Annotated in this window: 12 protein-coding genes and 1 pseudogene; 5 read left to right on the top strand and 8 right to left on the bottom strand. The window is 38.4% G+C overall.

Annotated features, from left to right (window positions below; genetic code table 11):
* Positions 1 to 217: 217 nt before the first annotated feature.
* The 4 genes from BABA_RS12110 to BABA_RS12125 form a co-directional block, all read right to left on the bottom strand.
* Complete coding sequence (locus BABA_RS12110; RefSeq protein WP_007085479.1) at positions 218 to 1,138, bottom strand: VOC family protein; 921 nt, start codon at positions 1,136 to 1,138, stop codon at positions 218 to 220.
* 36 nt (positions 1,139 to 1,174) lie between these two features.
* Positions 1,175 to 2,017 (bottom strand): fumarylacetoacetate hydrolase family protein, encoded by an 843-nt coding sequence (locus BABA_RS12115; RefSeq protein ID WP_007085480.1) that lies wholly within the window; start codon positions 2,015 to 2,017, stop codon positions 1,175 to 1,177.
* A 69-nt stretch (positions 2,018 to 2,086) separates the two neighbouring features.
* Complete coding sequence (locus BABA_RS12120; protein WP_007085481.1) at positions 2,087 to 2,593, bottom strand: flavin reductase family protein; 507 nt, start codon at positions 2,591 to 2,593, stop codon at positions 2,087 to 2,089.
* 33 nt (positions 2,594 to 2,626) lie between these two features.
* A complete protein-coding gene (locus BABA_RS12125) occupies positions 2,627 to 4,192 on the bottom strand; it encodes a phytoene desaturase family protein (protein WP_007085482.1) in 1,566 nt (521 codons plus the stop codon).
* 350 nt (positions 4,193 to 4,542) lie between these two features.
* Here BABA_RS12125 and BABA_RS12130 point away from each other — a divergent pair, with 350 nt between their 5' ends.
* Together BABA_RS12130 and BABA_RS12135 are read left to right on the top strand one after the other, a co-directional pair.
* The gene (locus tag BABA_RS12130; RefSeq protein WP_007085483.1) at positions 4,543 to 6,300 is read left to right on the top strand and encodes a thiamine pyrophosphate-requiring protein; all 1,758 of its coding nucleotides are present in this window, start codon (positions 4,543 to 4,545) and stop codon (positions 6,298 to 6,300) included.
* Positions 6,297 to 7,088: a cyclase family protein gene (locus BABA_RS12135; RefSeq protein ID WP_007085484.1), complete on the top strand. Its 792-nt coding sequence runs from the start codon at positions 6,297 to 6,299 to the stop codon at positions 7,086 to 7,088. The genes BABA_RS12130 and BABA_RS12135 overlap by 4 nt, the downstream gene beginning before the upstream one ends.
* 66 nt (positions 7,089 to 7,154) lie before the next feature.
* Here BABA_RS12135 and BABA_RS12140 read toward each other — a convergent pair whose 3' ends face one another.
* The 4 genes from BABA_RS12140 to BABA_RS12155 form a co-directional block, all read right to left on the bottom strand.
* Positions 7,155 to 7,811 carry a Crp/Fnr family transcriptional regulator gene (locus tag BABA_RS12140; RefSeq protein ID WP_007085485.1) on the bottom strand — a complete coding sequence of 219 codons (657 nt, stop codon included), beginning with the start codon at positions 7,809 to 7,811 and terminating at the stop codon, positions 7,155 to 7,157.
* Positions 7,812 to 7,861: 50 nt separating this feature from the next.
* Positions 7,862 to 8,464, bottom strand: a complete 603-nt coding sequence (locus tag BABA_RS12145; RefSeq protein ID WP_007085486.1) for a Crp/Fnr family transcriptional regulator — start codon at positions 8,462 to 8,464, stop codon at positions 7,862 to 7,864.
* A 337-nt stretch (positions 8,465 to 8,801) separates the two neighbouring features.
* Positions 8,802 to 9,923, bottom strand: coding sequence for an LLM class flavin-dependent oxidoreductase (locus BABA_RS12150; protein WP_007085487.1), 1,122 nt, complete (start codon positions 9,921 to 9,923; stop codon positions 8,802 to 8,804).
* A 90-nt stretch (positions 9,924 to 10,013) separates the two neighbouring features.
* A complete protein-coding gene (locus BABA_RS12155) occupies positions 10,014 to 11,510 on the bottom strand; it encodes an aldehyde dehydrogenase family protein (RefSeq protein ID WP_007085488.1) in 1,497 nt (498 codons plus the stop codon).
* Positions 11,511 to 11,940: 430 nt separating this feature from the next.
* Between BABA_RS12155 and BABA_RS12160 the strand changes: the two genes are divergently transcribed.
* The 3 genes and pseudogenes from BABA_RS12160 to BABA_RS12170 form a co-directional block, all read left to right on the top strand.
* Positions 11,941 to 13,359: a purine-cytosine permease family protein gene (locus BABA_RS12160; protein ID WP_040346179.1), complete on the top strand. Its 1,419-nt coding sequence runs from the start codon at positions 11,941 to 11,943 to the stop codon at positions 13,357 to 13,359.
* A 220-nt stretch (positions 13,360 to 13,579) separates the two neighbouring features.
* Complete coding sequence (locus BABA_RS12165) at positions 13,580 to 14,398, top strand: alpha/beta hydrolase family protein (protein WP_007085490.1); 819 nt, start codon at positions 13,580 to 13,582, stop codon at positions 14,396 to 14,398.
* A gap of 335 nt (positions 14,399 to 14,733) precedes the next feature.
* Positions 14,734 to 15,417: pseudogene (locus tag BABA_RS12170) on the top strand (IS200/IS605 family accessory protein TnpB-related protein); the annotation flags it as partial.

Here is a 15,417-nt window from a genome sequence, read left to right on the forward strand (position 1 = left end):
AAAGGAAACACGGTGAACGAAGTGAACCGATGTTGACTTATCGTAGGGCGGAGAGCGAAGGACACTAGCCGCTAGGGCGCTGGAGCTGGACAATTCTCACAGCCGCAACTTATAAATTCTGATTTGATTAGAATCACCGCGGTTTTGCTTAGGTCCCCCTTCATTTTGTGAGCAATCGAACGATCACTCGCAAAATGAATTGGTTACATAGGCTAAATTAACTCCCTATTTTCTGGAACTTTTTTGCAGCATAATCCAATAAAGTTTTTTCATACTTCGTACCCCATGCAGCATTATCTTCCCAATATCTAGGCTTCATTGGGAAATCCTCATGCCATGGCCTCGGATCAAAATACCCTAATCCTGGGATTAATTGATCCATATCAATAAATAACTCTACTAAGTTGCCATCCGGATCATGATGATAAGCAGCGATATTGTGACCAGCCGTATGCCTTGTCGGACCCCAAACGATTGGGATATTATTTTTCGCTAAAATATCGAAGCTTTTGTATTGGTGGCTGGCATCTCTTAATTCAAAGGCAATGTGATATAGATTAGATTGCCCCACTAGCTTACCAAGATTTGAAACATTCATAACATGATGATCGTTATTACATGTAAGAAAGTTCGCCCGCTCATCAATTCGATCAGTAAAAGTGAAATTCAACACGTCTTGATAAAATGCAGCTGTCTTCAATGGGTCCATGGAACCTAAAGCAATATGACCTAATTTATTTGGAACAATTCCATTTTCTTTAAAGCGCGGAGCCGGTGTGTCCATCTCTGTGTAAAGATGGACAGTAAATCCATCAGGATCTTTCATTTCAAGCATTTCTGGGACACCTGGCTGTGCATCAGATTTTAGTTTGGCGGTGATACCTTTTTGTTGTAAAAGTTTTTTGGCTTCATTAAGTAAAACATCCTTATCCAATTGGAACCCCAAACTTAGTAAGTTACTTTCATTTGTCGGGGTTAAAACGATGTTGTGGTGGTCAAGCCCTGAGCTGAAATACCTCTTTCCTTCTCCATCTACTTCCATTAACGTAAATCCCAACACATCAGAATAATAATGTTCCATTCCCTCGATATCTTTAACAGCAAGTTCCACATAACCTAGTTTACTAGGCTTTAGCATATGAAAAACTCCTTTCAATAGAAATTAAAATTAGTTTTATTCAGCTTTTACCTTATTGGAAAGCGTACCAATCTTGCTAACCTCTACCTCTACTTTGTCGCCATCCTTTAAATAAATTTGTGGATTTCTTTTGTCACCCACTCCTCCTGGTGTTCCTGTTACAATAACGTCACCAGGATTAAGAGTAGTGAAAGTAGAAATGAACGCGATTAATTCAGGGATAGAGAAAATAAGCTTGTCTGTTGATGATCTTTGCATGACTTCCCCGTTCAATCTAGTTTCTAGGGTTAGAACCTCACCGTCTTTTATTTCATCTTTTGTTACCATCCATGGTCCAAAAGCTCCGGTTCCATCAAAGTTTTTCCCTGGACCCCATTGTTGAGTTCGAAGCTGCCAATCTCGAATGGATCCATCATTATAACAAGAATATCCGGCTACATAGCCCAAAGCCTCTTCCTGCTTAATGCGTCTTCCGCTTTTCCCAATAATAACGGCAATTTCTCCTTCATAATCAAATCTAAAAGACTCTTTCGGAAGAATTAAATCATTTTGATGGCCAATTTGTGAATTAGGCACTCTTAAGAAAATAATCGGGAATTCAGCTTTTTGAACACCGACTTCATCAATATGTGCGTGATAATTGAGACCTACACACACAATTTTTTTCGGATTTGGAATGACCGGTAAAAATGAAATTTCCTCTAAAGTATAGTCGATTTGATCAGTGGAAATATTGATTTCCTCTGCATCATTTTTTTCAATAAAGGATTTTAGATCCCCATATTTGTTATTAAGTCTCTTTTTTAGATCAATCACACCTCCATCAGTAACAATTCCAAAACCTTCAGTATTCCCATAACTAAAGCTTGCTAGTTTCATTTTTGAAATCTCCTTTTAGTAAAAAAATGATTATTTTTTTTTTTAGTAGATTTGATTTTTCAGAAGGCTTTACACAGTTTGTTTATAGAATTCACCTGGGATCGGTCCAAAAACTCTACGATGGTAAAGCATAGGATCTTTCTCATTATTGATTTTAAGATCTACCACTTCGCCAATTAATACAGTATGGTCTCCAGCTTCGATTGCTTTAAATGTTTTACATTCAAATACACCAAGAACCCCTTCAATGATTGGAAGACCATTCTCAGAAAGCTCCCACTCACATGTACTAAATCGGTCAGGATGTTTAGTTGCAAAGGTTTTACAAAGCTCTACCTGTTCTTCAGCCAATACATGGACTGCAAATTTTCCGCCTTCAGTATATGCTTTAAGCGAGGATGATCTGTGGTCAACAGACCATAGAAGCATTAAGGGATCAAGCGAAACAGATGCAAATGAATTAGCTGTAAGCCCTATCGGATTGCCTTCCTCATTCATTGTCGTAATAATTGTGACCCCAGTTGGGTAGTTCCCCATAATTCGCTTGAATATTTCTTGTTTTTGTTCTTTTTGCATGTCTTTTCTCTCCTTTAAAAAAGTGTTATGAATTTATTTAATTTGTTGTGCTGCCAAATAACCAGAAGTACCACTAAGACCTGGACCAGGGTGCGTTGATGCACCGATATGAAACAAGTTTTTTACAGGTGTATCATGCTTTTTATATTTGGAGGTTGGCCTCCATAGCAATAATTGATCAATTGAGGCGGCACCAGAATAGGGATCTCCCCCTACTAAATTGATGTTATATGATTCTAACTCAGCTGGTGAAATAATTGTTCTGTTCAAAATAAGATCTTTGAAGTTTGAGGCGTGTTTGCGGATACGTTTTTCAATCCGATCCACATAGGCCTCAATCACCTCTTTTGTATAGCCGTTAGATGTATCAATTTCCCCTAAAGCATCCCCTTTCAGGTCTCTAGGCATCTCTAACAGTTGAACCCAAAGGGTATGCTTTCCCTCTGGGGCCCGGCTGGGATCTAAGGCCGTATGCTGCCCTACGGCAATGGTAGCTTCTTTTGGGAGCAGACCGTTATAGGCTTCGTTAACGGATTGACTTACACCCATAACTCCACTTGTAACGTTTATCATTGCGGCTTTTTTAAATTCGGGATTTTCCCAATTTAACGGTCCATCCAATGCATAATGTATTTGCATGGATGCGTTGCCATATTTATAGTTCTTGACATCCTTCTGAAAAGACTCAGTGATGGAAATTCCAGGTAATAACTTTTCATATAATTGATGCGGAGTAACATTCGCCAGAACATAATTGGCAAAATACGTCTGCGTTTGTGTCTTGACTCCCATTACCTTCCCATTTTCAACTAGAATTTCATCGACATTTTCATTGGTCATAAATGTTCCATTATTATTTTCTACAATTTTCATTAATGCCTTGACCAGCTGGTCTCCGCCGCCAATGGGAATTGGCGAACCGGCGGCTTCAAGGGAATAGACTAAAACCTGCAACATGATATTACCTGCTGCATCATTTGGGCCAAGGCCTGTATGTAAAATCCATGGAGCAAATAGTGCCTTCATTACATCACTTTTAAAATATTGATCTAGTAATTGATCAGCAGATTTAATCATCGTTCCAACTTCTCGTTTAAACTCTTTTACACCCTTTTTTCTTACCGACTTCAGAAGTGTGCGGATGGATAACCATGATAGGGGTTCGTTGGTTAAAAGTTGAAAGACAAATTCAGCATTCCCCTCAAAATTTTTCATGAGTTCATGATATTGATCGCCCTCACCAGCCATAATCTGATTAAACGTGTGAATATTTCTTTCCCGATCCGTATATAAAACGGCACTTTCATTGTTAGGCAGAATAACGCCTGTGGGAACATCCGTATTTATATATTCGAGCCCATACCTTTCCAAATCTTCCTTTAGTTCAGCGAAAGCCGGACTGGTTACAAACAACGGATGCCATCCCGAAAATACGTCTGTCTTAAAACCTGGCGACGTTAATTCTTCTGTTTTTATGCAGCCGCCTATCCAATCGTTCCTTTCTAGGACTAACACTTTATGACCTTTTTTTGATAAGATCGCTGCAGCAGTTAACGAGTTGATGCCGCTTCCAATTATTACAGTATCAAAATTATTCATCTAAACACCTCCTCCCACAGCCTCTTTAACGGAATATAGGGTATATTGAAATTTACTATGCTATAGGATTCTCTTCCTCTTAGCAATTACTTTACACAACAAGGAAATTTACTTCTGTTAACAGATTAACGTTTTTAAAATTATTTCAATCCTCAGCTATTCATCCTTCATTTTGATCACATTCCTTCTATATATAATTTCTGTTCAGTATTTGTGACTTGGTAAAATGAAAAATCAATAGAAATCACAAAGATATGTTAATTCATTAACTTCGAAAGTGTGTTTGATATTTTACTATAAAGTTACACTAGAAAAACATCACGAAAGAGTAAAAGTCAGGAGGAATTTCATTGTATACCACTGGTACAGCATTTTTAGAAGCCTTACAGGAAGCAGGTGTTTCCTATATTTTTGCAAATTTAGGAAGTGACCACCCTTCAATTATCGAAAGTTTAGCAATAGCTAAACAAGAAAATAAGGAATTACCGACTTTGATTACGTGCCCCCATGAATTCGTCGCTTTAAGTGCTGCACACGGATATGCCCAGGCGACGGGTGAGCCGCAGGCGGTCATTGTCCATGTGGAATGCGGCACACAAAACCTAGGCGGCGCCATCCATAATGCTGCCAAAAGCCGGGTACCAGTATTAGTTTTTGCCGGTGCTTCTCCATACACCCAGGAAAATGAACTTATCGGAGGCAGAAATGAGTTCATCCATTGGATTCAAGATGTTTTTGATCAGCGCGGAATCATGCGCGGCTATACGAAATATGACAATGAAATACGGACAGGGGCCAATGTGAAGCAGCTTGTCCATCGGTCATTGCAAATTGCCAAGAGTGACCCTATGGGACCCGTATATCTTATGGGACCTAGGGAAGCCATGGAGGAAAAAACCAAGCCAGTTACGATTCAAAAAGAATTATGGGAACCTATTTCCCCAGGAGCGATTCCTCCACCAAAGATCGAAGAATTAATAAACGATTTAGTAGCGGCCAAAAAGCCTTTAATTGTAACATCATATTTAGGAAGAAATCCTGAAGCAGTTAAGGAGTTAGTGCGTTTAAGTAATCGTTTAGCCATCCCTGTCATTGAATCAATACCACATCACATGAATTTTCCTGCTGATCATTCCATGCACTGCGGCTCTTATTGGAACGAACCTAATCAAGTAGACATTCTTTCAGAAGCCGATTTTGTCCTTGTATTGGACAGCGATGTTCCTTGGATTCCGATGAAAAACAAACCATCAGACAGTGCCACCGTTTATTACATTGATGTAGATCCATTGAAAGAGCAAATGCCACTATGGTATATCCCATCGAAACGTTTCTTTAAAGCTGATTCGTATACAGCTCTAAAGCAATTGAATGATCATCTTGAAGAGCATGGTAAAATTGATCAAAAAATGGTATCACAACGATGGAGTAAATATTCCGAATTCCATGAACATAAAAAGGAAGAACGGCTGCTTTTGGAGCAAGCAGAAAATGACTTTATAACCCCTGAGTACCTCACAGCATGTGTTAGAGAATTGATGGATGAAGATACAATCATATTGAATGAGGGAATAACCAATTACGGAGTGATTTCCAATCACATTGAGGCAAGCATCCCTGGTTCCTACTATGGCAGTGGTGCGGGTTCATTGGGCTGGAATGGCGGTGCAGCAATCGGCATGAAACTTGCCAAACCGGACAAAACGATTATTAGCCTTACTGGGGATGGCTCCTATTTATTCAGTATTCCAGCATCTGTTCATTGGATGGCCAAAAGATATAACACCCCATTTTTAACTATTATTTACAATAACCAAGGCTGGAGAGCTCCCAAAAACTCAACATTAGGCGTTCATCCGCATGGAATAGCCAATGCAACACAGGACTTCTATGTAAATTTTGATCCAACGGCAGATTTATCGACTATTGCGGCTGCCGCAGGCGATGCACATGCTATAACTGTAAAAAAACGCTCAGACTTAAAAAATGCGATAAAAGCAGGTTTAATGCAAGTTAAAAATGGACGGGCAGCGGTGATAGATGTTTACATTCCACATGTGTATTCAGATAAAAATGAGATTACCAATGTAAAGGAGACTGTAAAATGATGGTTAAAACGGGAATTTTAGAGGAATTGTTAAAAAACATTGTGGACGAGAAAATTGAAGTTGTCGATCTTACGCAAATCCTTAATGAAAATACGCCTGTCATTCAATTACCAGAACCGTTTAAAAATACAGGCGGGTTTACATTCAATCAACTGTCAAAATATGATGAGAACGGACCAGCCTTTTACTGGAATGACTTCGTTGCCGGGGAACATTGTGGAACACATTTCGATGCCCCTGTTCATTGGATCAGTGGGAAAGATCACGATAGTGTCGATACAATTCCGATGAAAAACATGGTGGGTGAAGCCTGCGTCATCGATATAAGAGAAAAAGCCAAGCAGAACCCAGATTATTGTTTAACAGTCGAGGATATTCATTCATTTGAAGACCAATTCGGAGAGATAAAGAAACATTCTTGGGTATTAATCCATTCTGGCTGGGGGAAATTCGCAGACAATCACGAGAAATTTTTTAATGTGGGAGACGACGGAAGACCTCACACACCTGGAATTACAAAAGAGGCGGCCATTTTTCTGGTTGAGGAACGTGATATTTTAGGAGTTGGTGTAGAAACTGTCGGCACTGATGCAGGGATTGCAGACACGTTTGATCCTCCTTTTCCAAGTCACTATTATATGCTTGGAGCGAATAAATATGGTCTTGCACAATTAACAAATTTAGAAAGGCTGCCTGCCAGGGGGGCTGTTCTCGTGGTGAATCCGTTAAAAATTGAAAACGGTAGTGGAAGTCCTGTCAGGGTAGTGGCACTTGTAGAAAACGAATAATACAAAAAGGGACATCGCAACTTTTTGCGATGTCTCCTCTTTTTTATCCAAAAATCTATAGACAATTTACACCACTGCGTTTGACAGAGAGTCTTTATTTAATAATTTTTCAATAAGTGCATTTGTGTCAATAATGTATATTTTTCGATTTTTAATTGAAAGTATGCCGTCAGAAGCCCACTTTTTTAATACTTTATAGACTGTTATCCGCGTTAACCCAACATAGTGTGATAATTCTTGCTGGGTAAAGTTGATTTCTTTACTTTTATACGATTCCATTAAATAGAGAAGTGAGTGGGCGATCTGATAGTCTGTGTCGGCACTTTTTGCATTTATGTTATTTAAAAGAAGTCTATGCTTTAAAATAAGTGAGTGGGCTAATAAGGCAATGACATTAGGGTCTTTTTGAGCCAGATCTTCATAATCTTTCTCCGAAAAATAATATAAAACACTGTCTTCATGACTTATGGCAGTAGAATAATAAGGCAAGTTGTCGATGGTCTGTTCACCAATCAAAAGCCCAGGTCCGGCAATATCTAATATTCTCTCATTTTTATCGGATTTTCCTGAAACAATTTTAATTAATCCTTTCTTTACATAATAAAAGCCCGATCCTACATCACCTTGTCTAAAGATGATCGATTTCTCCTTGAAGAATATTCTTTTTCCATACTTTATGTAATTTTCCCATGAAAGTGAAATATCGTTTGCTAATGTATTCAAAGGTAAACACTCTCCTTAAAAATAGTGGTTTATCTTGAATGAGTCAGATTTCAAAAAAGCGCTTTCAATCCATTGAGATTTAAAATTTCAATTTTTTGATTTCCCAGTGATATAAGTTTTTTCTCAGACCACTTTTGCATGATTTTATAAACGGTAATACGGGAAGTTCCAATATATTGGGCTAAGGAAATTTGAGTAATAGGAACGGTTAGATTATTATATTTTGCGTGGAGTTGTACTAGGAAATGGGCCATCTGTTTTTCGTATGGTTCGTTGATCATGGTGACGGTTTCTGCAAGCAATCTTATCTTACTGCTTAGAGAATTCATAAAAATCCGTTTCGCTTCTGGATGTCTTTTACAAATATTTCTAAAGGCATCAATGGAAAAATGGAACAGGCAGCTAGTAGAATCACATACTGCTGTAGTCGAATAAGGTTGACCTAAAATGCCCTGTTCCCCTATAAGAAAACCATCCAATGAATAGTCAATGATTCGAATCTTCCCTTCTTCAGATAGAAGTAGGATATTCATTTTTCCTTCGGCCAAATAATAAAAGCCAGATGCTTTTTCCCCTTGCGAATATAACGTTTCATCTTTGGCTAATACTTTTTTATGACCATATTTAAGATAAGGCTCCCACTCATATCTCACACTCTCTCCCTCCTTCATTTTCTGTGTTTAGTTTAAAATGGTATGCTGCAAATTTAAACTCTAAAGTTTAACATGGTGAAATAGTAAAAAGACTTTTAAGAAATAGTAAGAAATTTCATTATCTAAAATTAGCAGTACCTAGCTCTTCTATTTTATTATTATATCATACTTAATATTTTGACTTTTCTAAATTGTGAACTTAAAGAAAAAAGTATTTTTTGCCGTTTTATCAATCATTTCGATAAGAATAGAAATTTATATAAAAATAAAAGCCCATCCTCCTTACTTAGCAAGAATAAGGAAAATTGGCTTTATTTAGTATAATTCTTTTACTCTGTTAAACCTCTTGTGTCTCTAAACGAGGTGCACGGATGCCCATGCGTTCAAGTCTTGGGAGGACTTCCTGAGCGAAGTATTCTAATTCACCTACATAATCTACAAATGCTAATGTCATTCCGGCGAACCCGGCATCATAGAACCGGCGGATTTCATTGGCTACATCATCTGGCGTACCCACTAACGGGATACTTCCATGTCCTGATGCAAAGCGTGATCGGAAAGTCTGCAGCATTTCTTCGGTAAATGATTTAGCATGCAATTTTTGAAGATTCATTAAGTTATCAACTGCACCCCAATCGGCATTTTCCACTGCATAATAGTTAAGAAAATCGGCTGCTTCTTCTTTAGTAGGCCTGCATACGACATGACTCGTTGTAAAAATGCCCACATTTCGATTAAACTTTTCTTTCGCATTCGCCTTTAACGTTTTTACTATATTAGCTCCGTCTTCCGGACCCATCACACTTGTGAGGACAAAGTTTGAATTCCTTGTGGCAAAATCCCTTCCCTGACCTGATGAACCAGCGTTCAAAATTGGGATCGTACCTCGATATGGTTTAGGGTCTCCTTCGACATGCTCTAAATTGAAATATTTTCCGTTATAGTCAAAACGTTCTTCTGAACTCCAAATCTTTTGGATGACGTCCCACCATTCTTGAGCAAGGGCATATCTTTCATTATGATCAGCAGGCAGATCAATCCCAAAAACCTCATATTCCGGCTGGTTCCATCCTGCAACAATATTAAGTCCTGCACGTCCATGTCCTATTTGATCGGCGGTAGCCATTTGTTTCGCAACAACCACTGGATGAGTATAGGACGTATTCACAGTCGAAAATATTCGAATACGTTTTGTAAGAGCAAGAAGGCCGCTAGCCCATGCAATGGGTTCTAATACACTTCCGTGAAAATTTGTTTCTCCGCCATACCCAATCCAACGAGTGATGGGTAGTAAAAAATCAATTCCCACCTCATCAGCCAATTTAGCTAAGCGAACATTGTCATCCCAAGAAGCGGACCATCTTTCTGGAATTTTGGTAGCAGCAAATCCCCCAGAACAGTTTGCAGAGAAGATTCCTAATTGAAAGTCCCTTTCAGATAAGATTTTATCTACATTCATCTATTAACATCCTCCCTTCCTAAACTATGAAGACAAGTGAAAGCGGTCATCCGATTATTCGAAATAGATAGTGTGATAGGTTATCAATTATTATTTGTAAAGGCCCGGCTGTGGAAGTTGGAATCCAGCTGTAATGGTCTTGGACTGGCTATAGGCATCTAATGCCTCTTTATTATGCTCTCTTCCAACTCCGCTATTTTTGTAGCCGCCAAATGGGGCACCTGTTTGGAAGTTAAAGTATTGATTGATCCAAACACTTCCTGCTTCAAGCTTATTGGCAGTGTCTAAAGCTCTTTCAAGGTCTTTTGTCATGATTCCGGCGGCAAGGCCAAATTCTACATCGTTTGCCATTTTAATCACTTCATCGACTTCTTTCCAGCGTGTTACCGTAACAGCTGGTCCAAAAATCTCTTCCTGTGCGATTCTCATTTTGTGATCTGCTTCAATAATCGTTGGCTCAATGAAATAGCCATGCTCATGACCAGGAACAGTCACACGATTTCCGCCATAAAGAATTTTTGCCCCTTCATTTTTGGCAATTTCAAAGTAGTTTAAGACTCGTTTCCCCTGTTTTTCATTGATGAGGGATGCTAAACGTGTCGAACGATCAGTAGGAGGACCAATTTTAATTTCTTTTGCTCTATCGATTAATTTTTCAATAAATTCATCATAAATGTCATCATGAATGAAAAGCCTTGATCCTAGAACGCAGCTTTCGCCATTAAAGAAGGTATACCCTAGAGTCGCATTTTCTACTGCAGGATCAATATCTACGTCTGGGAAGACGATGTGTGCCGACTTACCCCCGAGTTCAAGTGTAACTGGAACAATTTTATCACCCGCTGCTCTACCAACTAAACGGCCTACACCAACACTACCCGTAAAGGTAAGTTTATCGGTATCTGGATGATCGATCAGAGCTTGACCCGCTTCTCCCCCAATACCAGGAACTACATTCACAACACCTTTCGGAAGGATATCCGCTAAAAGTTTGGCAAATTCCATCACCGACAGACATGCATCTTCCGCAGGCTTTAATACAACCGTGTTACCAGCAGCCAATGCCGGGGCCACCTTTGCCGCTGCCATAATCATCGGTACGTTCCAAGGAATAATTTGTCCACAGACTCCAAGTGGTTCTTTCTTAGTGAGTAAGTAGCCATTTTGAACAGGACGGGAGGCGCCTTCATAGTAAGTGATAATGGCGGATGCGAAATAACGGAATTGAGAAATGACAAGTTGATAATCCAAATCGAATTCATGTAGCGCCCTGCCTGTATCCATACATTCAATCAATTTCAAACGTTCTTGGTTTTCTTCTATTACATCAGCAATTTTGCTAAGTAGCGCTGACCGTTGCTCAATTGGTGTGTTTGCCCATCCTGGAAATGCTTCTCTTGCTGCTTTTACAGCACGATCAATATCCTCTTTGCCGCCGCGGCCAATTTTCGAAAGAACTTCCCCAGTTGCTGCGTTCACCGCATCAATATACCCATTAACTGGTTCTACCATTTCTCCATTAATAAATGGACCATACTTTTCATCAAATTTGATTTCACTAGGTTTAATTTGGATCGTTGTTTCCATACCTACATCTCCTCCATAAAATTGGATTTAACCGCTTACATTCGCCGGATCCTGGTCTGGCTAAATAGGACCTTTAACATGTATGTCTATCATGTTTGAAATTAAGTTCATTATATACAATTGCAAAACCAAGAATATGCTAACAAATTAACATATTCTTGGTTTTGTTTGATATCCAACGAGAGCGAAAGCTAAGGTTAAGAGAATGAGACCAATTGAAGTCACGACCCGATTTGTCACCTCATTAACGCTCAAAACAAAATATTCTTCTTAATTTTTAAGGGAAATGTAAAATAATTAACCTAATAATAAAAATAGAGCCGCTAAAATATGTATCAAAGTTATCTGAATATTCACACCAAAATAGGTATATGAGTATGCAGACAATTTTACTAGAAATTCAAATTAAAGGAGGAATTGGGCTGTGGGGATGATAGATCCAGGTCACAGGTTAAAAGCAAAAATGGACGACCATGCATTGGAACAAGTACCGGAAAATGAGAGGAAATCTTGGATTCAACTTTCCAATAATGCGATGGGAATTTGCTCGACCCTGCTTATTATGCTTTTTGGTGCATTAGCTACTTTTACAGCTGGGTTGGGGTATGGACTGCTGGCTGGTATCATTTGTCTTATTGTTGGAACCATTTTCGGAACGTTACTAGGCAATATTGCCCGAAAAGAAGGTTTATCTAGCACCGTTCTTACTCGTAAGTATGGTTTTGGAGTGAAAGGTTCTGTTGTTTCTTCATTAGTATTTTGTTTTATGATACTGGGGATGCTGGCCTTAGAAAATGCATTGCTTTATCATGGAGTACTATTCTTCTTTGGCCTTAAACCGTCTATCTTAAATGCGATCCTCATATACGGTCTCTTTACGGCCTGCTGGGTATTACTTTCTCTTTTTGGCATAAAACTTGTATACCGTATAGCTTCTATAGCGATTATTGGTTTTTTAGGTGTTTTACTATATATCATTATTGATGCTACAGTCCTTAGCGGAAACTCAGTTATGAGCATCCTTTCATTTGGTTCCCAATTCAGTGATTCCACTGGGATAGTAGAATTTATTGGCGCTGTTAATATTGTGATAGGTGCTACGGGCGCCATGACATTGGTGAACGCTGATACTAGCCGTTATGCCCGTACCAAAAAAGATGTATTAATGATTAATATATTCGGAAATTTAATGCAAAGTATTGTGATGCTGCTTGCTGGAGGAATCGTTGCCTATGTAGGTATAGATTCCGTTGTCCAATTTTATGTGGCGAATAACGGCATGACAGCAGTTCAAGCTCGAGCAATTGCCTTAAATGATTTGGCATCCTTCTTTATTATACTCGGAGGGGTAGTCGGATTTATCTTAATGTTTTTAGCGAACGGAAAAGCTCAGGTGCTTAATACGTACAGTGGTTCCCTAGCACTCACGAATCTTTTTTCTGCTGTTGGGTGGAAAGGTAATCGCGCTATTTTTGTTGTGATCGCTAATATTTTGGCACTGATTATGATTTATGGAAACATTCTTGGTCTAGTAGAGAGCTGGCTGGATGCACTTGGTGTTTTAACCACCTGTATGGCAACCATTATTATTGTTGATTACTATTTCGTAAAAAAGAGAACACTTCCAGGGATAAATAACAGTGAAATTGATTCAGTCAATATGGCCGGTATTCTGACACTCATTTTCTCCAGCGGTATTGCTCTCTATCTCAGTACTGCAAAGATTTTTCCAATACCTTTTGTCGCTTCGACTATTTTAAGTCTGATTATTTATCCTGTATTGAGAATGTACGTATTTAAACAAAAATCAACCATGGCTCAACATACTGATACTAAACTTCAGGGGTAATAAACCAAACGGTGACTGAAATCCTGGATTACAGTCACCGTTTTTAAGATTGGATCTCTAATCACTTTTACATATTTTTAACCAGCTTAATCTCCTCCATATTAGGAATTAATTCGCTTACTTATTATTGATTGGTTTTCCTTTTACAAAGAGGCAAAAATTTAAGCAATAGGTTCTTACTTTTTGAAAATGAAGTTTTGTTAAAAAAAGGGGATTGATTATGAAGCATTCTATCGCAGGAAGTTATCATAGAATTGCATATGGGGAACAAGAAGACCAATTTGGTGACTTGAGAGTACCTGAGGGTATTGGCCCTTTTCCTGTCGCCATTGTTATTCATGGAGGTTTTTGGAGAGAAAAACTCAAGCTGGATCAAATGGATCAATTTTCTGAAGCCTTAACTGCTCAAGGCATAGCAACCTGGAACATCGAATATCGCCGAGTTGGACAAGAGGGTGGCGGATGGCCAGGAACATTTCTAGATACATCGCAGGCGACTGATTTTTTACAAACTATTAAGGAATCCTATCCAATTGATTTAAACCGTGTTGTAACGATTGGACATTCGGCTGGGGGGCATCTTGCCTTATGGCTTGCTGGACGACATCGACTCCCTCAAACTAGTATTTTAAGAAAAAACGATAGGCCTTTGGGCTTAAAAGGAGCGATTAGCTTAGCTGGTGTTTGTGATCTAAAGCTAATGTACGAGGTTCATCAACTAAGGGAATTAGTTTCTGGAAAGAATGAGAATCCAACAAGAGATTTAATTGGCGGCAGCCCAAGTGATTTTCAAAGTCGTTATACAGAAGGCTCCCCCATCGCCCTCTTACCTATCGGCATACCAATGACACTAATACACGGTTCACTCGACATAAATGTACCTGTTGGTATTACGGAAGAATTTGAAAAAGCGGCTAAGGTAGCAGGTGACGACATTACAGTTCATTTAATTTCAAGTTCAGAGCATTTTAAAATTGTGAATCCAGAGACTACTGAATGGCATGCAGTTTTAAATGAAACTTTAAAATTACTAAATTAATTTATCATTTTCCAAATTTGAAATAGCCGTGATTTAAAGCTAGAAGAACCACTTTGATTGCCTTAACGATGACAGGAATGCAAATGGGCGGGATGTTAGCTCCTACTCTGGGAATCTTACTTATACCTTCTTTTGGATGGCGTCTATTGCTTTGGGTTGCACTAGTACCTTTATCGTTTTGGGCGAGAAGACCCCTTCCTCAAGAAGTTTGAAGGGCGAAGCCCAATGAGTAGGGAGGGGATGAATCGCCCCTCCACAGGAGAGTTTTTGTTGGAAATCGAACATATATTCTGTTATAATAGAATATATAAATGATTTTCAAAGGAGCATGACAAATGGGCACAAAAGCATACTTTACAAATCGTGTATATAAAAATACATTGGATAAAAAGTTTGTTGACGCTACCAATCATGCCCTTTTTTTGTTCAATAAAGCTAAACATTTTTCATTTAACACGTTGGTAAAAGAGAAGAGATCAGGAAAAAGCAAACGTAATAAATCCCTTCACCTCGCAATAAAGGAAAAATTTCAACTTGATGATTATTTTGCAAATAGCGCCCTTCAAGAAGCAAATGCAAAACAAAAGTCTTTGACAGAGTTAAACAAACTCTATATTTCAAATAAAGAAGAACAGATTAAATCCGTTAAAAAGAAGCTAAAAAGTAAAAAAACAAAACTCAGTAAGTTGAAAAAAATTAAATCAAGTATTGTTAATGGAAAACCATCCTTCCCCAAAAAATCTAGAGAACAAAAATTAGGGAATTATTTTGTGGTGCAATTTAAAAAGAAAACAGATATCTATTATCATGCTTATCAATTTGAGCATGCTTATTTGGATATTCAAGTTAATCGGACAAAAACAAAAATTGGTTTTTTGACTTTCAAATTAAATAAGTTTGAAGAACAATTAAAACGTTTGAAAACAGTAATTTCAAGTGTTGTTTTTGGTACCAAAAAATTATATAAATCACAATACACCATGGATACCTATAAGGGTTATCACGAAAAATGGATTAAA

It is taken from the genome of Neobacillus bataviensis LMG 21833 (assembly GCF_000307875.1).
In the GTDB taxonomy this organism is placed as follows: Bacteria; Bacillota; Bacilli; order Bacillales; family Cytobacillaceae; genus Neobacillus; species Neobacillus bataviensis.

Coding starts and splice junctions, on each gene's coding strand:
- BABA_RS12135 (WP_007085484.1), top strand. CDS start 6,297: ATGATGGTTAAAACGGGAATTTTAGAGGAATTGTTAAAAAACATTGTG.
- BABA_RS12110 (WP_007085479.1), bottom strand. CDS start 1,138: ATGCTAAAGCCTAGTAAACTAGGTTATGTGGAACTTGCTGTTAAAGAT.
- BABA_RS12160 (WP_040346179.1), top strand. CDS start 11,941: ATGATAGATCCAGGTCACAGGTTAAAAGCAAAAATGGACGACCATGCA.
- BABA_RS12165 (WP_007085490.1), top strand. CDS start 13,580: ATGAAGCATTCTATCGCAGGAAGTTATCATAGAATTGCATATGGGGAA.
- BABA_RS12150 (WP_007085487.1), bottom strand. CDS start 9,923: ATGAATGTAGATAAAATCTTATCTGAAAGGGACTTTCAATTAGGAATC.
- BABA_RS12120 (WP_007085481.1), bottom strand. CDS start 2,593: ATGCAAAAAGAACAAAAACAAGAAATATTCAAGCGAATTATGGGGAAC.
- BABA_RS12115 (WP_007085480.1), bottom strand. CDS start 2,017: ATGAAACTAGCAAGCTTTAGTTATGGGAATACTGAAGGTTTTGGAATT.
- BABA_RS12155 (WP_007085488.1), bottom strand. CDS start 11,510: ATGGAAACAACGATCCAAATTAAACCTAGTGAAATCAAATTTGATGAA.
- BABA_RS12125 (WP_007085482.1), bottom strand. CDS start 4,192: ATGAATAATTTTGATACTGTAATAATTGGAAGCGGCATCAACTCGTTA.